Consider the following 19,516-nt stretch of genomic DNA (forward strand, 5'->3'; position numbering starts at 1 on the left):
AAACGGCGCACCCCTCTCGGAGTGCGCCGTTTCTTCATGCGCGCCGCAACGAGCGGCGCGGCACGAACTTACTTCTTCTTCTGCGGCGGCAGGTCGGTACAGACGCCTTCGTACAGCTCGGCGGCCATGCCGATCGACTCGCCCAGCGTCGGGTGCGGATGGATCGTCTTGCCGATGTCGGTCGCATCCGCGCCCATTTCCACCGCGAGGCAGACCTCGCTGATGAGGTCGCCCGCGTTCAGGCCGACGATGCCGCCGCCGATCACGCGATGCGTCTCTTCGTCGAAGATCAGCTTCGTGAAGCCTTCGTCGCGGCCATTGGCGATCGCGCGGCCCGAAGCGGCCCACGGGAACACCGCCTTGCCGTACTTGATGCCTTCGGCCTTGCACTGGTCTTCGGTCTTGCCGGCCCACGCCACTTCCGGATCGGTGTAGGCCACCGAAGGAATCTGCAGCGCGTCGAAGTACGCCTTCTCGCCGTGCGCCGCTTCCGCCGCCACGTGGCCTTCATGCACGGCCTTGTGCGCGAGCATCGGCTGGCCGACCACGTCGCCGATCGCGAAGATGTGCGGCACGTTGGTGCGCATCTGCTTGTCGACTTCGATGAAGCCGCGATCCGTCACCGCCACGCCCGCCTTGTCCGCGCCGATATTCTTGCCGTTGGGCGAGCGGCCCACGGCGACCAGCACGAGGTCGTAGCGCTGCGGCTCGGCCGGGGCCTTCTCGCCCTCGAACGACACGTAGATGCCGTCGTCCTTCGCCTCGGCCTTCGTGGTTTTGGTCTTGAGCATGACGTTCGCGAAGCGCTTCGCGTTGTACTTCTCCCAGACCTTCACGAGGTCGCGGTCCGCGCCGGCCATCAGGCCGTCGAGCATTTCCACGACCTCGATCTGCGCGCCGAGCGTCGCGTAGACGGTGGCCATTTCCAGACCGATGATGCCGCCGCCGATGACGAGCATCTTCTGCGGAATCTGGCGCAGTTCCAGCGCGCCGGTCGAATCGACCACGCGCGGATCTTCCGGCATGAACGGCAGCTTCACGGCCTGCGAACCCGCAGCGATGATCGCCTGCTTGAACTTGACGATCTTCTTGCCGTTCTCGCCCACCACTTCCATGTGGTTCGGATCGAGGAACGCACCGACGCCCGTCACGACTTCGACCTTGCGCGCCTTCGCCATGCCGGCGAGGCCGCCCGTGAGCTTCTTGACGACGCCCGACTTGAAGTCGCGCAACTTGTCGAGATCGATCTGCGGCTTGCCGAAGGTAATGCCGTGCGAGCCGAGCGCTTCGGCTTCGTCGATCACGAGCGCCGTGTGCAGCAGCGCCTTCGACGGAATGCAGCCCACGTTCAGGCACACGCCGCCGAGCGTCGAATAACGCTCGACCAGCACGGTCTTCATGCCGAGGTCGGCGGAGCGGAACGCCGCCGAGTAGCCGCCGGGGCCCGCGCCGAGCACCAGCATGTCGCATTCGACATCGGCGCTGCCGCTGAAGCTGCCGCCTTGCGGAGCCGGCGCTGCGGCCTTCGGGGCTTCGGCGGCCTTGGGCGCTTCCGCCTTGGGGGCTTCAGCCTTCGGAGCCGGCGCCGATGCGCCTTCCGAAGCCTCGACCAGTGCGATCACCGTGCCCTGCGAAGCCTTGTCGCCGGCCTTGATCTTCACTTCCTTGACGGTGCCCGCGACGTCGCTGGGCACTTCCATCGTGGCCTTGTCCGATTCGAGCGAGAGCAGCGTCTGCTCCTTCTCGATGACGTCGCCCGCCTTGATGTTGACTTCGATGACGTCGATGTCCTTGAAGTCGCCGATATCCGGCACTTTCACTTCGACGAGACTCATGGTGTCCCCTACCCCTAAAGGATGACCGGCCGCGCCTGCCGCAGCGCGCACGTCGTGGACGTGCGGCGCGTCGGCGCGAGCCGGTCAGATCGGTTTTACAGAATCACGCGGCGGAAATCGCCGAGGATCGAAGCGAGGTACGCGTTGAAGCGCGCGGCGGCTGCACCGTCGATCACGCGGTGATCGTACGAGAGCGACAGCGGCAGCGTGAGGCGCGGCACGAACTGCTTGCCGTCCCACACGGGCTTCATCGCGCTCTTCGACAGGCCGAGAATCGCCACTTCCGGTGCGTTGATGATCGGCGTGAAGTGCGTGCCGCCGATGCCGCCGAGCGACGAGATCGAGAAGCAGCCGCCTTGCATCTGGTCCGGCTTGAGCTTGCCTTCGCGCGCGAGCTTCGAGAGCTCGGCCATTTCCTTCGCGATGTCGACGAGGCCCTTCTTGTCCGCGTCGCGGATCACCGGGACGACGAGGCCGTTCGGCGTGTCGGCGGCAAAACCGATGTGGTAGTACTGCTTGAAGACGAGGTTGTCGCCGTCGAGGCTCGCATTGAACGCCGGGAACTTCTTGAGCGCCGCGACGCAGGCCTTGATGACGAACGCGAGCATCGTGAACTTCACGCCCGCCTTCTCGTTTTCCTTGTTCAGCTGCACGCGCAGCGCTTCGAGGTCGGTGATGTCCGCTTCGTCGTTGTTCGTGACGTGCGGGATCATGACCCAGTTGCGGTGCAGGTTCGCGCCGGAGATCTTCTTGATACGCGACAGCGGCTGCGTATCGATCGGGCCGAACTTCGTGAAGTCGACCTTCGGCCAGGGCAGCAGGTTCAGGCCCGCGCCGCCCGCAGCCGGTGCGGCGGCAGCGCCGGCCGGTGCTGCGAGCTGGCCCGTCATCACGCCCTTCACGAACGCGGTGACGTCGTCCTGGGTGATGCGGCCCTTCGGACCCGTACCCGTCACGCGGGCAACGTCCACGCCGAGTTCGCGCGCGAACTTGCGCACCGACGGCGAGGCGTGGCTCGGGCGGCGCGAGCCGCCTTCGCCTGCCGGAATGATCGGCGCCTGCGCGAGTGCCGACGGTGCGGCGGCCGCGGCCTTGGCCGGCGCTTGCTGGGGCGCATCCGACGGCTCTTCGACGTGCTTCGCAGCCGGTGCGGCGGCGGGCGCCGCGGCGCCTTCTGCTTCGACGACGACGATCTCGGTGCCTTCCGACACGTTGTCGCCGACCTTGACCTTGATTGCCTTGACGACGCCGGCCACGGGGCTCGGCACGTCCATGGTCGCCTTGTCCGACTCGAGCGTGACGAGCGACTGTTCCTTCTCGACGCGGTCGCCGACCTTCACGCCGATTTCGATGACCGGCACGTCCTTGTAGTCGCCGATGTCGGGGACCTTGACCGACTGCGCGCCGCCGCTCGCGGCGGGCGCTGCAGCGGGTGCCGGCGCAGCCGCTTGCGCGGACGCGGGCGCGGCGGCAGGAGCGGCCTTCTCTGCCTTCGCGGCGGGCGCGGGAGCGGCGGGCGCAGCGCCTGCACCGGCGCCGTCCAGCACCAGCACGAGCGAGCCTTCCGACACGTTGTCGCCGACCTTGACCTTCACTTCCTTGACCGTGCCCGACGCCGGGCTCGGCACGTCCATGGTCGCCTTGTCAGACTCGAGCGTGACGAGGGACTGCTCTTTTTCGACGGTATCGCCCGCCTTCACCAGCACCTCGATCACAGGAATGTCCTTGTAATCGCCGATGTCCGGCACCTTGACTTCGATCGCTTGACTCATTGTTAGTGTCTCCGGGGCCGCATACGACACGCCTCCCCGCTTCGGGGAGGCGCACATGCCATGCACAGGGGTGATGGGTTAGACGGTCATCGGGTTGGGTTTGGACGGATCGAGGTTGTACTTGGCGATCGCCTCGCCAACCACCTTGCGCTCGATCTTGCCTTCGTCTGCGAGCGCGTTGAGCGCTGCAACCGTCGTCCAGTAACGATCGACTTCGAAGAAGTGACGCAGCTTCTCACGCGTATCCGAACGGCCGAAGCCGTCGGTGCCGAGCACCACGAACTTGCGCGGCACCAGACCGCGGATCTGGTCGACCAGCGCACGCACGTAGTCGGTCGAAGCGATGATCGGACCTTGCGTGTCCTTGAGCAGCTTCTCGACGTGGGATTCGCGGCGCGGCTCGCTCGGGTGCAGCAGGTTCCAGCGCTCGACTTCGTGACCTTCGCGGGCGAGTTCGGTGAAGCTCGGCACGCTCCAGAGGTCGGCTTCGACGCCCCAGTCGTTCTTCAGCAGGTCGGCGGCGGCGATCACTTCGTTGAAGATCGTGCCCGCGCCCATCAGCTGAACGCGCGGCGCCTTGGCGTTCGCGTCGGCCTTCCTGAACGAGTACATGCCCTTGATGATGTCGGCCGCCACGCTCTCGCCCTGCGGGATCGCCGGGTGCTCGTAGTTCTCGTTCATCACCGTGACGTAATAGAACACGTCTTCCTGGTCCTGCACCATGCGGCGCAGACCGTCCTGCATGATGACCGCGAGTTCATAGCCGAACGTCGGGTCGTAGCTGACGCAGTTCGGCACCGAAGCGGCCCACAGGAGCGAGTGGCCGTCTTCGTGCTGCAGACCTTCGCCGTTGAGCGTCGTACGGCCCGCCGTGCCGCCCAGCAGGAAGCCGCGCGAACGCATGTCGCCCGCTGCCCAGGCCAGGTCGCCGATACGCTGGAAGCCGAACATCGAGTAGAAGATGTAGAACGGGATCATGATCTCGCCGTGCGTCGAGTACGACGTCGCAGCTGCGATCCAGTCCGACATGCCGCCGGCTTCGTTGATGCCTTCCTGCAGGATCTGACCGGTTTCCGATTCCTTGTAGAACATCAGCTGGTCGGAATCTTCCGGCACGTACTTCTGGCCTTGCTGATTCCAGATGCCGATCTGGCGGAACAGGCCTTCCATACCGAAGGTACGCGACTCGTCCGGCACGATCGGCACGACGCGCTTGCCGAGCGCCTTGTCCTTCAACAGGATGTTCAGGATCCGCACGAACGCCATCGTCGTGGAGATCTCGCGGCCTTCGCCCGTGCCCTTGAGCAACGGCTCGAATGCGTCGAGCGCCGGCACCGGCAGCGACTCGGCCTTCTGGCGGCGAGCCGGGAGGTAGCCGCCGAGGTCCATGCGCTTCTGGCGCATGTACTCGAGTTCCTTCGAGCCTTCCTCGAACGTGAGGTACGGCACGTCGACGATCTGCTCGTCCGTGATCGGCAGGCGGAACTGGTCGCGGAACTTCTTGAGCTGATCCACCTGCATCTTCTTCTGCTGGTGGGTGATGTTCATGGCCTGGCCGGCTTCGCCCATGCCGTAGCCCTTGATCGTCTTCGCGAGGATGACGGTCGGCTGGCCCTTCGAGTTCGAAGCTTCGTGGAACGCCGCGTAGATCTTGTGCGGGTCGTGGCCGCCGCGGTTCAGGTTCCAGATGTCGTCGTCGGACCAGTCGGCGACCAGCGCCTTCAGTTCCGGCGTGTTGAAGAAGTGCTCGCGCACGAACGCGCCCGACTCCGACTTGTACGTCTGGTACTCGCCGTCGACCACTTCCATCATGCGGCGCATCAGCGCGCCCGACTTGTCGCGTGCGAAGAGCGCGTCCCAGCGGCTGCCCCAGATGACCTTGACGACGTTCCAGCCGGCGCCGCGGAACTCGCTTTCGAGTTCCTGGATGATCTTGCCGTTACCGCGCACCGGGCCGTCGAGGCGCTGCAGATTGCAGTTGATGACGAACACGAGGTTGTCCAGACGCTCGCGGCCGGCCATGCCGATCGCGCCGAGCGATTCCGGCTCGTCCGTTTCGCCGTCGCCGAGGAAGGCCCAGACCTTGCGGCCGTCGGTCCTGGCGATGCCGCGCGCCTGCAGGTATTTCATGAAGCGCGCCTGGTAGATCGCCATGATCGGGCCGAGACCCATCGAGACGGTCGGGAACTGCCAGAAGTCCGGCATGAGCCACGGGTGCGGGTACGACGAGATGCCCTCGCCACCCACTTCCTGGCGGAAGTTGTCGAGCTGCTTTTCGGTCAGACGGCCGAGCAGGAACGCGCGCGAGTAGACGCCCGGCGACGAGTGGCCCTGCACGAACACGAGGTCGCCGCCATGCTCAGCCGAGGGCGCGCGCCAGAAGTGGTTGTAGCCGACGTCATAAAGCGTGGCCGCCGATGCAAACGAAGCGATGTGGCCGCCCACGTTCGTGTGCTTGCCCGCGCGCAGCACCATGGCCATGGCGTTCCAGCGCGTGTACGAGCGGATGCGGTGTTCGATGTCCTGGTCGCCCGGGTTCTTGGCCTGGTTGGCAACGGGGATCGTGTTGATGTACGGCGTGTTCGCCGAGAACGGCAGATGCTCGCCGTGCACACGGGCGAATTCGATCTGCTTTTCGATCAGGTAGTGGGCGCGATCAGGGCCGACAGTCGAAATCACGCCGTCCAGCGCTTCAAGCCATTCGGCGGTTTCCTGGGGATCCTCGTCCTTGTCGGCGGCAACGTACTTGAGGACTTCGTCGGGTACAGCGGACATGCTCGTCTCCTGGATGTAGGGCAACGCTGTTGATCGGACCATGCGGGCGGCAACGCTTAAGACGTGACCGGGCCAACCGCAGCAGCTTCGGGGCGATTGTAATGACCCCCCTGACCATTGCGCAACAAAATTTTCGAATTGCGAGATGTGGTTTTATAATGTGAAAAATTGGTGCAGCGCATGCTTAATCGTTCGCGCCCCTGCGCCGATAACGGCCAGTTTGCACCTGTTTATCGGCGATTTACGGCTTTTTTCGCGGCATTTCCGTGTCTTACGCTGAGCTACAATCCTTGCCATGTTGACCGAACGGCTTTTCGCACGCTCGGCGCGGCCGCCCGGAACGCCCGGCGAGTCGTCGCCATCCCGCTGGCACCACGGACCCTGGTGGTCGAATTCCTATTTGCTGACGCCGCTCCTGTCGATCCTCGTGTTCCTGATCGTCATGAGCCTGATCTTGTGGAGCCTGAACCGTCGCGAGCAACAGCAGCAGGAAGACACGCTCTACCGCAACGTCGCATGGGCCCAGCAGCAGATCCGGCTATCCATGACAGGCGCGCAGGAGCAGCTGCAGGCGCTCGCTCGCGACCTCGCCGCGGGCCACAGCGATCCGCAGTATTTCCAGACGTCCACCACGGACATCATGCAGGGCCATCCGGAGATCCTCTATCTCAACTGGTACACGAGCCAGGAGGCGCCGCGCTGGCCCAACACGGCGATGCCGGTCTTCGGCCAGCGCCTGGCGAAGCCCAACGACGCGCAAATGGACGAGGCCGTGAAGGCCGCTTTCGCCGAAGCGCGCGCCACGCGCCGCCAGGTGTATTCGCCGCTTATTTATGACGACGTCGGTAACGGCTACCTCACGCTGCAAACGCCGGTATACCGCGATCGTGAATTTCTTGGGTCGATCGCGGCCGTGTTTTCGGTCGAAGGCATCCTGAAGCACGACATCCCGCCCGAGCTGTCGGCCAAGTACAAGATTTCGATTCTCGACGCGAACAACCGCGAGCTCGCCACCACCTCGACGCGCCCGCGCCTGCCGCGCGACGTCTACTACGACCTGCCGCTCGACCCGCCTGGCCAGGGTGTTTCGGTACGCGTGTACTCGTATCCGCAGATGACCAACTTCACGAACAACACGCTCGTGTGGCTGGTCGCGGGGCTGTCGTGCTTCGTGCTGTGGAGCCTCTGGAGCCTCTGGAAGCACACGCGGCAGCGCTTCGAGGCACAGCAGGCGCTTTACGCGGAGGCGTTCTTCCGCCGCGCGATGGAAAACTCGGTGCTGATCGGCATGCGCGTGCTCGACATGCACGGCCGCATCACGCACGTGAACCCGGCGTTCTGCCGCATGACCGGCTGGGACGAAAGCGACCTCGTGGGCAAGAACGCACCGTTCCCCTACTGGCCGCGCGACGCCTACCCCGAAATGCAGCGCCAGCTCGACATGACGCTGCGCGGCAAGGCGCCCTCCTCGGGGTTCGAACTGCGCGTGCGCCGCAAGGACGGCTCGCAGTTCCACGCGCGGCTCTATGTCTCGCCGCTCATCGACAGCTCGGGCCGCCAGACCGGCTGGATGTCGTCGATGACCGACATCACGGAGCCCAAGCGCGCACGCGAAGAACTCGCCGCCGCGCACGAGCGCTTCACCACCGTGCTCGAAAGCCTCGACGCCGCCGTCTCGGTGCTCGCCGCCGACGAAGCCGAACTGTTGTTTGCGAACCGCTACTACCGCCACCTCTTCGGCATCCGCCCGGACGGCCATCTGGAACTCGCGGGCGGCGGCGGCTTCGATTCGGCGAGCGCCTCTTCCGACTCGATCGACATGGTCGACGCCTTCGCCGGCCTGCCCGCCACCGCGCTCACCGAGAGCACGGCGGACGCGCAGGAGGTCTACGTCGAAAGCATCCAGAAGTGGTTCGAAGTGCGGCGCCAGTACATCCAGTGGGTGGACGGCCACCTCGCGCAGATGCAGATCGCGACCGACATCACCACGCGCAAGCAGGCGCAGGAACTGGCCCGCCAGCAGGACGAGAAGCTCCAGTTCACGAGCCGCCTGATGACGATGGGCGAAATGGCCTCGTCGCTCGCGCACGAACTGAACCAGCCGCTCGCCGCGATCAACAACTATGCCTCGGGCACCGTCGCGCTCGTGAAGTCGGGCCGTGCCGCGCCCGACAACCTGCTACCCGTGCTCGAGAAAACGGCGCAGCAAGCCGTGCGCGCGGGCATGATCATCAAGCGCATCCGCGAGTTCGTGAAGCGCTCCGAGCCCAAGCGCCAGGCCACGCGCGTGGCCGACATCGTCGCCGACGCAGTGGGCCTCGCCGAGATCGAGGCGCGCAAGCGCCGCATCCGCATCGTGACCGACATGCGCTCGCGCATGCCCGTGATCTACGTCGATCCGGTGCTGATCGAACAGGTGCTCGTCAATCTCTTGAAGAACGCCGCGGAAGCCATGGCCGAAGCGCGCCCGAATGCGATCGACCCGGTGATCCGCGTGATCGTGAAGCGCGAAGGCGGCAACGTCTGCATCAGCGTGGTCGATCAGGGCCCCGGCGTCGACGAAGCCACGGCCGAGCGCCTCTTCGAGCCCTTCTACAGCACCAAGTCGGACGGCATGGGCATGGGCCTGAACATCTGCCGCTCCATTATTGAATCGCACCGCGGGCGTCTCTGGGTGGTCAACAACGTCGAATCCGACGGCCACATCAGCGGCGCAACGTTCCATTGCAGTCTGCCTATCGGCGAATCGGACACCCTCTCGCGGAACACCGACGAACCGACTCCACAAACCGTTACGGGAGAGCCATGAACAGCCCAGTCACCACCCAGGAAACCGTCTTTGTTGTCGATGACGACGAGGCCGTACGAGATTCCCTGCGTTGGCTCCTCGAAGCGAACGGCTACCGCGTCCAGTGCTTCAATAGCGCGGAGGAGTTCCTCGAGGCGTACCAGCCGGCGCAACAGGCCGGGCAAATCGCCTGCATGATTCTGGACGTGCGCATGCAAGGCATGAGCGGTCTCGAACTGCAGGAACGTCTGATCGCCGAAAACGCCTCGCTGCCGATCATCTTCGTGACGGGCCACGGCGACGTGCCGATGGCCGTCTCGACCATGAAGAAGGGCGCGATGGACTTCATCGAGAAGCCCTTCGACGAAGCCGAGCTGCGCAAGCTGGTGGAGCGCATGCTCGACAAGGCGCGCAACGAAAGCACCAACGTGCAGCAACAGCGCGCGGCCGCCGAACGCCTTGGCAAGCTCACGGCGCGCGAGCACCAGGTGCTCGAGCGCATCATCGCGGGCCGCCTGAACAAGCAGATCGCCGACGACCTCGGGATCAGCATCAAGACGGTGGAGGCGCACCGCGCCAACATCATGGAGAAGCTCAACGTCAACACGGTCGCCGACCTGCTGCGTCTCGCGCTCTCCAACAAGCCGCAACAGGCGCAGCAGTAAGCGTGCGTCTTTCTCCGGCAGCATTCGCGCGCCACGCCGCGCGAATGCTGCCGACGGCATCTCGCCGCGCCCCTCTTCCCTCCTCCATCGTCCGCTCAGGCCGGAGCACGCCCGCCGCGCGGGTATAATGTCGGCCTTCGAATGGCGCCCGCCCCACGCGCGCCAGCGCTCGCGCCAAAACGAGCCCGAACAGAGCCCGCATTGCCCACTCTCGACCCCGACCGACCATGACTGCCACTATCATCGACGGCAACGCCCTCTCCAAGAAACTGCGTGCGGAGGTCGCCACGCGCGCCGCCGCCCTCACCGCCCGCGGCCATCAGCCGGGACTCGCCGTCGTGCTGGTCGGCGACAATCCGGCAAGCGAAGTCTACGTGCGCAACAAGGTGAAGGCCTGCGAAGACAACGGCCTCTACTCGTCGTACGACCGCTATCCCGAGTCGCTCTCCGAAGCCGATCTGCTCAAGCGCATCGACGAGCTGAATCGCGACCCGAAGATCAACGGCATTCTCGTGCAGCTGCCGCTGCCCAAGCACATCGACAGCCACAAGGTGATCGAGGCCATCGCGCCCGAAAAGGACGTGGACGGCTTTCACGTCGCCAACGCGGGTGCGCTCATGACGGGCCAGCCGCTCTTTCGCCCGTGCACGCCCTATGGCGTGATGAAGATGTTCGAGGAGTACAAGATCCCGCTCGAAGGCGCGAACGCCGTGGTGATCGGCCGCTCGAACATCGTCGGCAAGCCGATGGCGCTCCTGCTGCTCGAAAAGGGTGCGACGGTCACGATCTGCCACAGCAAGACGCGCGACCTCGCGAAGCACACGCGCGACGCCGATATCGTGGTCGCCGCGGTAGGCAAGCGCAACGTGCTGACCGCCGACATGGTCAAGCCCGGCGCGACCGTGATCGACGTGGGCATGAACCGCGACGACAACGGCAAGCTCTGCGGCGACATCGATTTCGCGGGCCTGAAGGACGTGGCCGGCTTCATTACGCCGGTGCCGGGCGGCGTCGGCCCGATGACCATCACGATGCTCCTCGTGAACACGATCGAAGCCGCGGAGCGCGCGGCAGGCGCGTAAGCCACGCGCTGCGACGCGTCGCAGCATGACATTTTCCGAAGCGGCCCACCACGGGCCGCTTTCTTTTTGCGGCGCCGCCCGCGTGTACGAGCGCAGCCGCGATTGCGGCACCGCCCCCCGACATCTGTTAATTTGCTCGGATAACCCGGTTGGAAAGCGCGCCTGGCGCCCCAATACTCTGGCTATCGGGCGCGCGTGCCGCGCCCCCGGTCCCCTAACCCGCGACAGACAGGAACAGGAAGCATCATGGCTACTACCCCCTCCGACAATCCGCTCCTCGACTTCACCGGACTGCCGCGCTTTGGCGAAATCCGCCCCGAGCACGTAACGCCCGCGCTCGACGTCCTGCTCGCGAACGCGAAGGCCGCGGTCGAGCGCGCCGCGCAACCCATGACGCCCGCGCAATGGAGCGACGTGGTCGAACCGGTCGAACGCGCCAGCGAGCCGCTTTCGCGCGCCTGGGGCGTGGTCGGCCACCTGAACGCCGTCGCCGACACGCCGGAACTGCGCGCCGCCCACGGCGAGAACCTGCCGCGCGTGACCGAATTCTGGTCGAGCGTCGGCCAGAATCTCGAGCTCTTCAAGAAGTACAAGGCCATCACGAACCACAACTCGTTCGAGCTGCTTTCGGGCGAGCGCAAGAAGATCCTCGACAATTCGCTGCGCGACTTCCGCCTCTCCGGCGCGGAACTGCCCGAAGACCAGAAGCCGCGCTTCGCCGAGCTGCAGGAGCGCCAGGCCGCGCTCGCCAAAGCCTTCTCCGACCACGTGCTCGACGCGACCAACGGCTACGCGTTCTACGCCACGACTGAAGCTGATCTCGTGGGCCTGCCCGAGGACGTGATCGCCGCCGCGCGCGAAGCCGCCGAGCGCGAGAACAAGGAAGGCTGGAAGTTCACGCTGCACTTCCCCTCGTACTTCCCGGTGCTGCAGTACTCCGAAAACCGCGCGATGCGCGAGACGATGTACCGCGCCTACGTCACGCGCGCGTCCGAGCTTGGCCCCGTCTACGGCGGCGGCAAGGCCGAATGGGACAACACGGCGATCATCGAGGAGCAACTGAAGCTGCGCGCCGAAGAAGCGAAGATGCTCGGCTACAACAACTTCGCCGAAGTCTCGCTGACGCCGAAGATGGCGGAAACGCCGGCCCAGGTGATGAGCTTCCTCGAAGACCTCGCCACGCGCGCGCGCCCGCACGCCGAAAAGGACTGGGAAGAGCTGCGCGAATTCGCCGCGAGCGAACTGGGCCTCACGCAGATCGAGCCGTGGGACATGGCGTTCGCCGCCGAGCGCCTGCGCCAGAAGCGCTACTCGTTCTCGGAAAACGAAGTGAAGCAGTACTTCCCGGAAGACTTCGTGCTGCAGGGCCTGTTCAAGGTCACGGAAACGCTGTTTGGCGTGCGCATCCGCCCGGACACCGCGCCGGTGTGGAATCCCGATGTGCGTTTCTTCCGCGTGGAAAACGCGGACGGCACGCTCGTCGCGCAGTTCTATCTCGACCTCTATGCACGCGAAGGCAAGCGCGGCGGCGCATGGATGGACGACGCCCGCTCGCGCCGCAAGCTCGAAGGCAATGACGTGCAAACGCCCGTCGCGTACCTCACGTGCAATTTCTCGGCACCGGTCGGCGGCCGCCCTGCGTGCTTCACGCACGACGAAGTCATTACGCTCTTTCACGAGTTCGGCCACGGCCTGCACCACATGCTCACGCGGGTGGACGAACTGGGCGTGTCGGGCATCAACGGCGTGGAGTGGGATGCCGTCGAATTGCCCTCGCAGTTCATGGAAAACTTCTGCTGGGAATGGGACGTGGTGCGCGAAATGAGCTCGCACGTCGAGACGGCCAAGCCGCTGCCGCGCGAACTCTTCGACAAGATGCTTGCCGCGAAGAACTTCCAGAGCGGTCTCGGCACGCTGCGCCAGATCGTGTTCTCGATGTTCGACATGGCGCTGCACGTGGACTTCGACGCTTCGAAGGGCAAGAGCGCGAACGACCTGGCACGCGAGATCAACGAGCGCTACCACGTCATTCCGCAGGCACCGTTCTCGCGCTGGCCGAACACGTTCAGCCACATCTTCGCGGGCGGCTACGCAGCCGGCTACTACAGCTACAAGTGGGCCGAAGTGCTTTCCGCCGATGCCTATGCCGCCTTCGAGGAAGCCGCACAAGCCGCGAAGTCGAGCGTGCTCGACGAAGCGACCGGCACGCGCTACCGCAAGGAAATCCTGGAAGTGGGCGGCAGCCGCCCGGCGATGGAATCGTTCAAGGCCTTCCGCGGCCGCGAGCCGAACATCGACGCGCTGCTGCGCCACAACGGCATGGAGCAGCCGCCGGCACAGCAATGACCACGTGACTCGCTCGTAAGCGATCCGAACGAAAACCGCGCATGGGTGGGCAACCCATGCGCGGTTTTTTATTGCCGCGCGTTTTATCGATGCAGCCTGAAATCGACGCTTTGCGGCCGCCCTTCGAGCGCAAGCGCCGCGCGCTGCGCGGGTTGCCGGCTCACCACCGTGCCCCGGCTCACAACCGCGAGCCGCGCCGCGCGCAGCCGGATCGCCTCGACGGGATCGCGCGCGTCGAGCACCACGAGGTTCGCCGCGCAACCGGGCGCCACGCCGTAGCCTTCGAGGCCGAGGATCGTCGCGGCATTCACGGTCACCGCGTCGAAGCAGGCGCGCGAGGCGTCGGTGCCCGTCATTTGCGCGACATGCAGGCCCATGTGCGCGACTTCGAGCATGTCGCCCGAGCCGAAGCTGTACCACGGGTCCATCACGCAGTCGTGGCCGAACGCGACGGTCACGCCTGCCGCCAACAACTCGGGCACGCGCGTCATGCCGCGGCGCTTCGGGTAGGTATCGGCGCGCCCTTGCAGCGTGATGTTGATGAGCGGATTCGCAATTGCCGCGACACCCGACTCGCGCATGAGCGGTATCAGCTTGCTCACGTAGTAGTTGTCCATCGAATGCATCGAGGTGAGATGCGAGCCGGTCACGCGCCCATGCATGCCCAGCCGGTGCGTCTGCGCCGCGAGCGTTTCGATGTGGCGCGAGAGCGGGTCGTCGGATTCGTCGCAATGCATGTCCACGCGCAGGCCCTTGTCGGCGGCGAACTCGCAGAGCAGGCGCACTGATTCGGCGCCCTCCGCCATCGTGCGCTCGAAGTGGGGAATGCCGCCCACCACGTCCACGCCCATCGCGATCGCGCGCTTGAGATTGTCGAAGGCACCGGGGCTGCGCAATACGCCATCCTGCGGAAACGCCACGAGCTGGAGATCGAGATACGGCGCGACGCGGCGCTTCACTTCCAGCAGCGCCTCGACCGCGAGCAGCCGTGCGTCGCATACATCGACGTGCGAGCGGATCGCGAGGAGCCCGCGCGCGACGGCCCAGTCGCAGTACTGCAGCGCGCGTTCGACGAGCGCCTCCTGCGTGAGATGCGGCTTGAGCTCGCCCCAGAGCGCGATGCCCTCCAGCAGCGTGCCCGATGCATTCACACGCGGCAGGCCATACGAAAGCGTGGCGTCCATGTGGAAATGCGCATCGACGAACGGCGCGCTCACAAGCGCACCCGCGGCATCGATCTCCTCGTGCGCCGCCGTCGTGAGCTGCGGCTCGACCGCCGTAATGCGCCCTCCCTCGATGCCGATATCCACCGTGGGATACCCGGCGGGATGCGCATGCGCGAGCACCGCGCGGCGAATGATCAGGTCCATCTGCGGCTCCTTGTTCTGGCGTGGCGCTTTCGTTAAGACTCGCGTCGATTCTATCGACGCCAGAATGACGCCGCCAGCGGCGTGGCCCGCCTCTACGCGCAGGCGTCAGACGGGCGCGATCGGGCCGTCGTCTTCCGCGGGATCGTCGTCGAAGAGTGCGAACTGCCCGCGCAACGCCGGGTTGTCCTCTTCGAGCCGCACGCCCACGCCGAGCAGTCGCACCGCCAGCTTGCGCCGCGCGAGCCCTTTTTCGAGCATTAGTAGCAGTGTGCGCACATCGGTGGCGTCGGCCACACACTCGACCGTCGTACGCTGGAAGTCGGCGAAACGGATCTTCACGAAGAGCTTGCGCACCGCGTGCGCGCAAGCCGCGCGTTCGATGCGCGCGTCGAGCTGCACCGCAAGCCGCTCGAGCTCCTCGCTGCACGCTTCGAGCGTGAGCAGGTCGTTCACATAGGTCGTTTCGACGCTCACCGACTTGCGCTCCTGATCGGCGCGCACGGGCCGGTCATCCAGGCCGCGCGCGAGTTCGTAGAGCCGCTTGCCGAAGACGCCGAAATGCCGATGCAGATCGAACAGCGACCACGTGCGCAGTTGCGCGCAGGTGGTGAGCCCGAGGTTTTCGAGCTTCGCCGCCGTGACCTTGCCGACGCCGTGGATCTTGCGCACGGGCAGCGCGGCGACGAAGGCATCGACTTCAGGCGGACGCACGACGAAGAGGCCATCGGGCTTGTTCCAGTCCGAGGCGATCTTGGCGATGAACTTGTTGGGCGCGACGCCCGCCGATACCGTCACGCCCACGGTTTCGCGCACGCGCGCGCGTATTTCCTCGGCGATCAGCGTGGCGCTGCCCTTGCAGCGCGAGGCGCGCGTGACGTCGAGATAGGCTTCGTCGAGCGAGAGCGGTTCGACGTCGGGCGTGTAGTCGCGGTAGATCGCCATGATCGCGCGCGAGGCAATGCGGTACTTCTCCATCGCCGTGGGCAGGATCAGCAGCTCGGGACACTTGCGCATGGCGAGCGCCGACGACATCGCCGAATGTATGCCGAAGCGCCGCGCCTCGTAGTTGCAGGTGGCGATCACGCCGCGCTGGTCGGGCCGGCCGCCCACGGCGAGCGGACGGCCGCGCAGCGAGGGGTCGTCGCGCATTTCGACCGACGCATAGAAGCAGTCGCAGTCGCAATGGATGATCTTGCGAGCGGCGGCGATAAGTGCGGCGGCGGAGCGCCCCGGGGCGGGCGCAGCCGGCGGCGCGAGGTCGGAGGAAGGCGAGTTCACGGTCTCGATACTGTACAAAAACACAGTACTATTTTCAAGACAAGTGTCCGCGCCCTTTATCGGCTCCCGTACCGCTTCGGATCGGCCAGACCGTCTCTGGACTGCTGGCTGCGCGGGCCTATACTCGTGCGGACTGAACAGGCCACGAGAGCGAGGAACGAATCGATGAAGACGATCGGCGTGATTGGGGGGATGAGCTGGGAATCGTCGGCCGAGTATTACCGGCTGCTGAACCGCCACGCGAAGGCGCGTCTGGGCGGCCATCACAACGCGCGCAGCCTGATGGTGACCGTGGACTTCGCGCAGGTCGAAGCGCTCCAGCGCGCGGGCGACTGGGACGCGCTGGGCGTGCAGATGGCCGAGGCCGCGCAGCAGCTCGAACGCGGCGGCGCCGAGATCGTGCTGCTCGCGACGAACACGATGCACCGCGTGCGCGCGGCGATCGAGGCGACGATCTCGATCCCCTTCCTGCATATCGCGGACCCGACCGGCCAGGCGTTGCGCGCCGCGGGCTTCACGCGAGCGGGCCTGCTCGGCACGCGCTACACGATGGAACAGGACTTCTATGTGGGGCGATTGCGCGAGGCGCACGGCATCGAAGCAATCGTGCCGAACGAACACGATCGCGCGGACGTGCACCGGATCATCTACGACGAGCTGTGTCACGGCAACGTGGATGCGCAGTCGCGGCGCGTGTATCAGCGCGTGATCGAAGACCTCGCGGCACGCGGCGCGCAGGCGGTCATTCTCGGCTGCACGGAAATCACGCTGCTGATTGGACAGAACGACTCGGCACTGCCGGTGTTCGACACGACCGCGTTGCACGCGCAGGCCGCGGTGGATTGGGCGATTGGAAGCGAGGCAGGTGCCTAGCGATGGCGCTCGTTGCAGCTTCAGCCGCAGAAAACAAAAAACCCGCTCAGAGCGGGTTCATTGTTTGGCACGAGGCCTTGTTGCTTAAGACGTTTGGTTGCGGGGGTAGGATTTGAACCTACGACCTTCGGGTTATGAGCCCGACGAGCTGCCAGACTGCTCCACCCCGCGTCCGTCAGAGAAAAGAATTATAGGGTGCCTCAATCACTCCGTCAAGAGTCTTTTTCACACGATTGAAACGTCGCTCGTTCGGACACCGTCGGGCAGGTAATCGCAACGCGATAATTACTTCGGACAACCTGGCACATTTCACTGTGCCTGCGGGGGTTCCACCAGCGTGCGCACCTCTTCCGCCCACGCAAGCCACATCTCCTGCGTATGGATGCCCGCCTTGAGGATCGCGTACTGCAACTGCTGCCCGCGCGTGAGCGATGCCGCGCCAAAATCGCGCTGCTCGATCTCCCGATAGGTCGCGAGCCGCGCACGATTTTCTTCGATGAGCCGCGCGAGTTCCTCGGCGAGGCCGAGCGGCCCGATCACGGCATCGGCACGCAGCTTGAGCAGAAACACGTTGCGCGAGTCGAGGTCGAGCGCGGTCTCGCGCACCCAGCGCGCCACTTCATCCCGCCCGACCGGCAACACGCAGTACACCTTCTTGCGCGACGCGGCGGCCGTCTCGTCTTCGATGACCGAGACCCACCCCGCGTCGACCATGCGGCCCAGTTCGCGATAGATCTGCTGATGGGTGGCGTGCCAGAAATAGCCGATCGCGCGATCGAAGCGGCGCGCGAGGTCGTAGCCCGATGAAGGCTTTTCCAGCAAGGCGATGAGGATGGCATGCGGCGTCGACATGCGGCGATTTTAAACCACGCCCCGCCCGATACCGGATCTGTTGCGGAGCGAATTTTCCCACTATGCAACTGGTTGCATAGTTTCGGCGGCTTTGCTATGTTTGAGCCTGCCAGCCGGCGCGTACGCCGGCGCATCGAATCACGCGACGGCAGCCGCACCCGGCGGCCGCCCCAATCCAGGAGATATGGATGTCCCTGCCCGCCGTGCTGCGCCGCGGCCTGTCGATTCCCGTCGTCGGCTCGCCCCTCTTCATCATTTCGAATCCCGATCTCGTGATCGCCCAGTGCAAGGCAGGCGTCGTCGGTTCGTTCCCCGCACTCAACGCGCGCCCCGAGCACATGCTCGGTGAATGGCTCGACCGCATCACCACCGAGCTCGCCGAGTACAACGCGAAGCATCCGGACGCCCCGGCGGCGCCGTTCGCCGTCAACCAGATCGTCCACAAGTCGAACGACCGCCTCGAGCATGACCTTGGTGTGTGCGCCCAATACAAGGTGCCGATCGTCATCACGTCGCTCGGCGCGCGCGAAGAGGTCAACCACGCGATCCACGCATGGGGCGGCATCGTGCTGCACGACGTCATCAACAACACGTTCGCGAAGAAGGCCATCGAGAAAGGCGCGGACGGCCTCATCGCCGTGGCCGCCGGTGCGGGCGGCCACGCGGGCACGCTCTCGCCGTTCGCCCTCATCCACGAGATTCGCGAATGGTTCGACGGCCCGCTGCTGCTGTCGGGCGCGATCGGCAACGGCAACGCAATTCTCGCGGCGCAGGCGGCGGGCGCCGATCTCGCCTATATCGGCTCGGCGTTCATCGCCACGCACGAAGCGAATGCCGTCGACGCCTACAAGCAAATGATCGTCGAAGGCGGCGCGGGCGATATCGTCTACTCGAATCTCTTCACGGGCGTGCACGGCAACTATCTGCGCCAGAGCATCGTGGCGAGCGGCCTCGATCCGGAAGCGCTGCCGCAGTCGGATCCGTCGGCGATGAATTTCGGCTCGACGCGCGTGAAGCCGTGGAAGGACATTTGGGGCTCGGGCCAGGGCATCGGCGCGGTGAAGAGCGTCGTGCCTGCGGCTGAACTCGTCGCGCGTTTGCAGCGCGAATACGAGGCGGCGCACGTGCGTCTGGGCGTGGTCGCCGCGCCGCAAGCCGAGGAACAAACGGTGGAACAAGCCGCGCTCTGATGCGCGGCGCGAGGCGGGAGCGATCATGCCGCGCCCGCCTCGCCTCGTGCTGCAGCGCCGCGTTTTATGCGTGCGACTTCACGCGCGCGATTTCCTCTTCGACGTCGCGCAGTTGATCCTTGCCGAAGTACATTTCGTCGCCGACGAAGAACGTCGGCGAGCCGAACGCGCCGCGCTCGAACGCCGACTGCGTGTTCGCAAGCAGCGCGGCCTTCACATCGGCGTCCTGAATCGCCGTTTCGAATGCCGTGGCGTCGAGGCCGTCCGCCTCGAGCGCCGCGCGGATCACGGCGGGGTCGTCCATCTTGAGGCCCTCTTCCCACATGTGCGCGAACATGCGGTCCACGTAGCGCTCGAACGTGCCGTTGCGCTGCGCCGCAATGGCGCCGCGCATGATCTGCAACGTGTTCACCGGGAAGTGCGGATTGTGCCGATAGGCGCTCAGCCCATGCCGCCCGATGAAGCGCCGCATCTCGAGCATCATGAACTTGCGTTTGTTCTCGATGTCCGCGAACGCCTCGGCCGGCGAGCGATTGCCGCTCAGCTTGAAGAGGCCGCCGAGCAGGATCGGCACATACTCGAAACGCACCTGCTGGCGCGCTTCGATGCCGCCGATCACCTTGTGGCACAGGTAAGCGTTAGGACTACCGAAGTCGAACAGAAACTGCACCTTGATGTCAGCCATCGTGT

The 19,516-nt window shown here is 65.4% G+C and carries 13 protein-coding genes and 1 tRNA gene; 6 read left to right on the top strand and 8 right to left on the bottom strand.

From position 1 onward, the window contains the following. Positions 1-68: 68 nt before the first annotated feature. From lpdA to aceE, 3 genes are all read right to left on the bottom strand, one after another. Positions 69-1,835, bottom strand: a complete 1,767-nt coding sequence (lpdA, locus tag AB4Y40_RS01940) for a dihydrolipoyl dehydrogenase (RefSeq protein WP_368686220.1) — start codon at positions 1,833-1,835, stop codon at positions 69-71. Positions 1,836-1,930: 95 nt separating this feature from the next. Beyond that, positions 1,931-3,607, bottom strand: a complete 1,677-nt coding sequence (gene aceF / locus AB4Y40_RS01945; RefSeq protein ID WP_368686221.1) for a dihydrolipoyllysine-residue acetyltransferase — start codon at positions 3,605-3,607, stop codon at positions 1,931-1,933. 78 nt (positions 3,608-3,685) lie between these two features. Next, a complete protein-coding gene (aceE, locus tag AB4Y40_RS01950) occupies positions 3,686-6,382 on the bottom strand; it encodes a pyruvate dehydrogenase (acetyl-transferring), homodimeric type (protein ID WP_368686222.1) in 2,697 nt (898 codons plus the stop codon). 295 nt (positions 6,383-6,677) lie between these two features. Here aceE and fixL point away from each other — a divergent pair, with 295 nt between their 5' ends. The 4 genes from fixL (at position 6,678) to AB4Y40_RS01970 (ending at position 13,263) form a co-directional block, all read left to right on the top strand. Continuing rightward, on the top strand, positions 6,678-9,191 hold the full coding sequence (fixL, locus tag AB4Y40_RS01955) for an oxygen sensor histidine kinase FixL (RefSeq protein WP_368686223.1): 2,514 nt from the start codon (positions 6,678-6,680) through the stop codon (positions 9,189-9,191). Continuing rightward, the gene (gene fixJ / locus AB4Y40_RS01960; RefSeq protein ID WP_042264842.1) at positions 9,188-9,835 is read left to right on the top strand and encodes an oxygen response regulator transcription factor FixJ; all 648 of its coding nucleotides are present in this window, start codon (positions 9,188-9,190) and stop codon (positions 9,833-9,835) included. The genes fixL and fixJ overlap by 4 nt, the downstream gene beginning before the upstream one ends. 227 nt (positions 9,836-10,062) lie before the next feature. Then, positions 10,063-10,917 carry a bifunctional methylenetetrahydrofolate dehydrogenase/methenyltetrahydrofolate cyclohydrolase FolD gene (gene folD, locus AB4Y40_RS01965; protein WP_368686224.1) on the top strand — a complete coding sequence of 285 codons (855 nt, stop codon included), beginning with the start codon at positions 10,063-10,065 and terminating at the stop codon, positions 10,915-10,917. Positions 10,918-11,163: 246 nt separating this feature from the next. Then, positions 11,164-13,263: a M3 family metallopeptidase gene (locus AB4Y40_RS01970; RefSeq protein ID WP_368686225.1), complete on the top strand. Its 2,100-nt coding sequence runs from the start codon at positions 11,164-11,166 to the stop codon at positions 13,261-13,263. An 83-nt stretch (positions 13,264-13,346) separates the two neighbouring features. Here the strand turns inward: AB4Y40_RS01970 and AB4Y40_RS01975 are convergent, their stop codons facing one another. Together AB4Y40_RS01975 and dinB are read right to left on the bottom strand one after the other, a co-directional pair. After that, complete coding sequence (locus AB4Y40_RS01975) at positions 13,347-14,633, bottom strand: amidohydrolase family protein (RefSeq protein WP_368686226.1); 1,287 nt, start codon at positions 14,631-14,633, stop codon at positions 13,347-13,349. A gap of 105 nt (positions 14,634-14,738) precedes the next feature. Next, a complete protein-coding gene (gene dinB / locus AB4Y40_RS01980) occupies positions 14,739-15,935 on the bottom strand; it encodes a DNA polymerase IV (RefSeq protein ID WP_368686227.1) in 1,197 nt (398 codons plus the stop codon). A gap of 141 nt (positions 15,936-16,076) precedes the next feature. On the opposite strand from dinB, the gene AB4Y40_RS01985 reads away from it, so the two are divergent. After that, positions 16,077-16,784: an aspartate/glutamate racemase family protein gene (locus AB4Y40_RS01985; RefSeq protein WP_368686228.1), complete on the top strand. Its 708-nt coding sequence runs from the start codon at positions 16,077-16,079 to the stop codon at positions 16,782-16,784. Between the two features lie 94 nt (positions 16,785-16,878). Here AB4Y40_RS01985 and AB4Y40_RS01990 read toward each other — a convergent pair. Then, positions 16,879-16,955 (bottom strand) — tRNA-Met (locus AB4Y40_RS01990). Positions 16,956-17,093: 138 nt separating this feature from the next. Further along, positions 17,094-17,636 (bottom strand): PadR family transcriptional regulator, encoded by a 543-nt coding sequence (locus tag AB4Y40_RS01995; protein WP_368686229.1) that lies wholly within the window; start codon positions 17,634-17,636, stop codon positions 17,094-17,096. A gap of 188 nt (positions 17,637-17,824) precedes the next feature. On the opposite strand from AB4Y40_RS01995, the gene AB4Y40_RS02000 reads away from it, so the two are divergent. After that, entirely contained in the window at positions 17,825-18,826 is a 1,002-nt protein-coding gene (locus tag AB4Y40_RS02000) for an NAD(P)H-dependent flavin oxidoreductase (protein WP_368686230.1), read from the top strand. A gap of 64 nt (positions 18,827-18,890) precedes the next feature. Here AB4Y40_RS02000 and AB4Y40_RS02005 read toward each other — a convergent pair whose 3' ends face one another. After that, positions 18,891-19,511 (bottom strand): 2-hydroxychromene-2-carboxylate isomerase, encoded by a 621-nt coding sequence (locus AB4Y40_RS02005; RefSeq protein WP_368686231.1) that lies wholly within the window; start codon positions 19,509-19,511, stop codon positions 18,891-18,893. Positions 19,512-19,516 lie beyond the last annotated feature (5 nt).

It is taken from the genome of Paraburkholderia sp. EG287B (assembly GCF_040965595.1).
GTDB lineage: Bacteria > Pseudomonadota > Gammaproteobacteria > Burkholderiales > Burkholderiaceae > Paraburkholderia.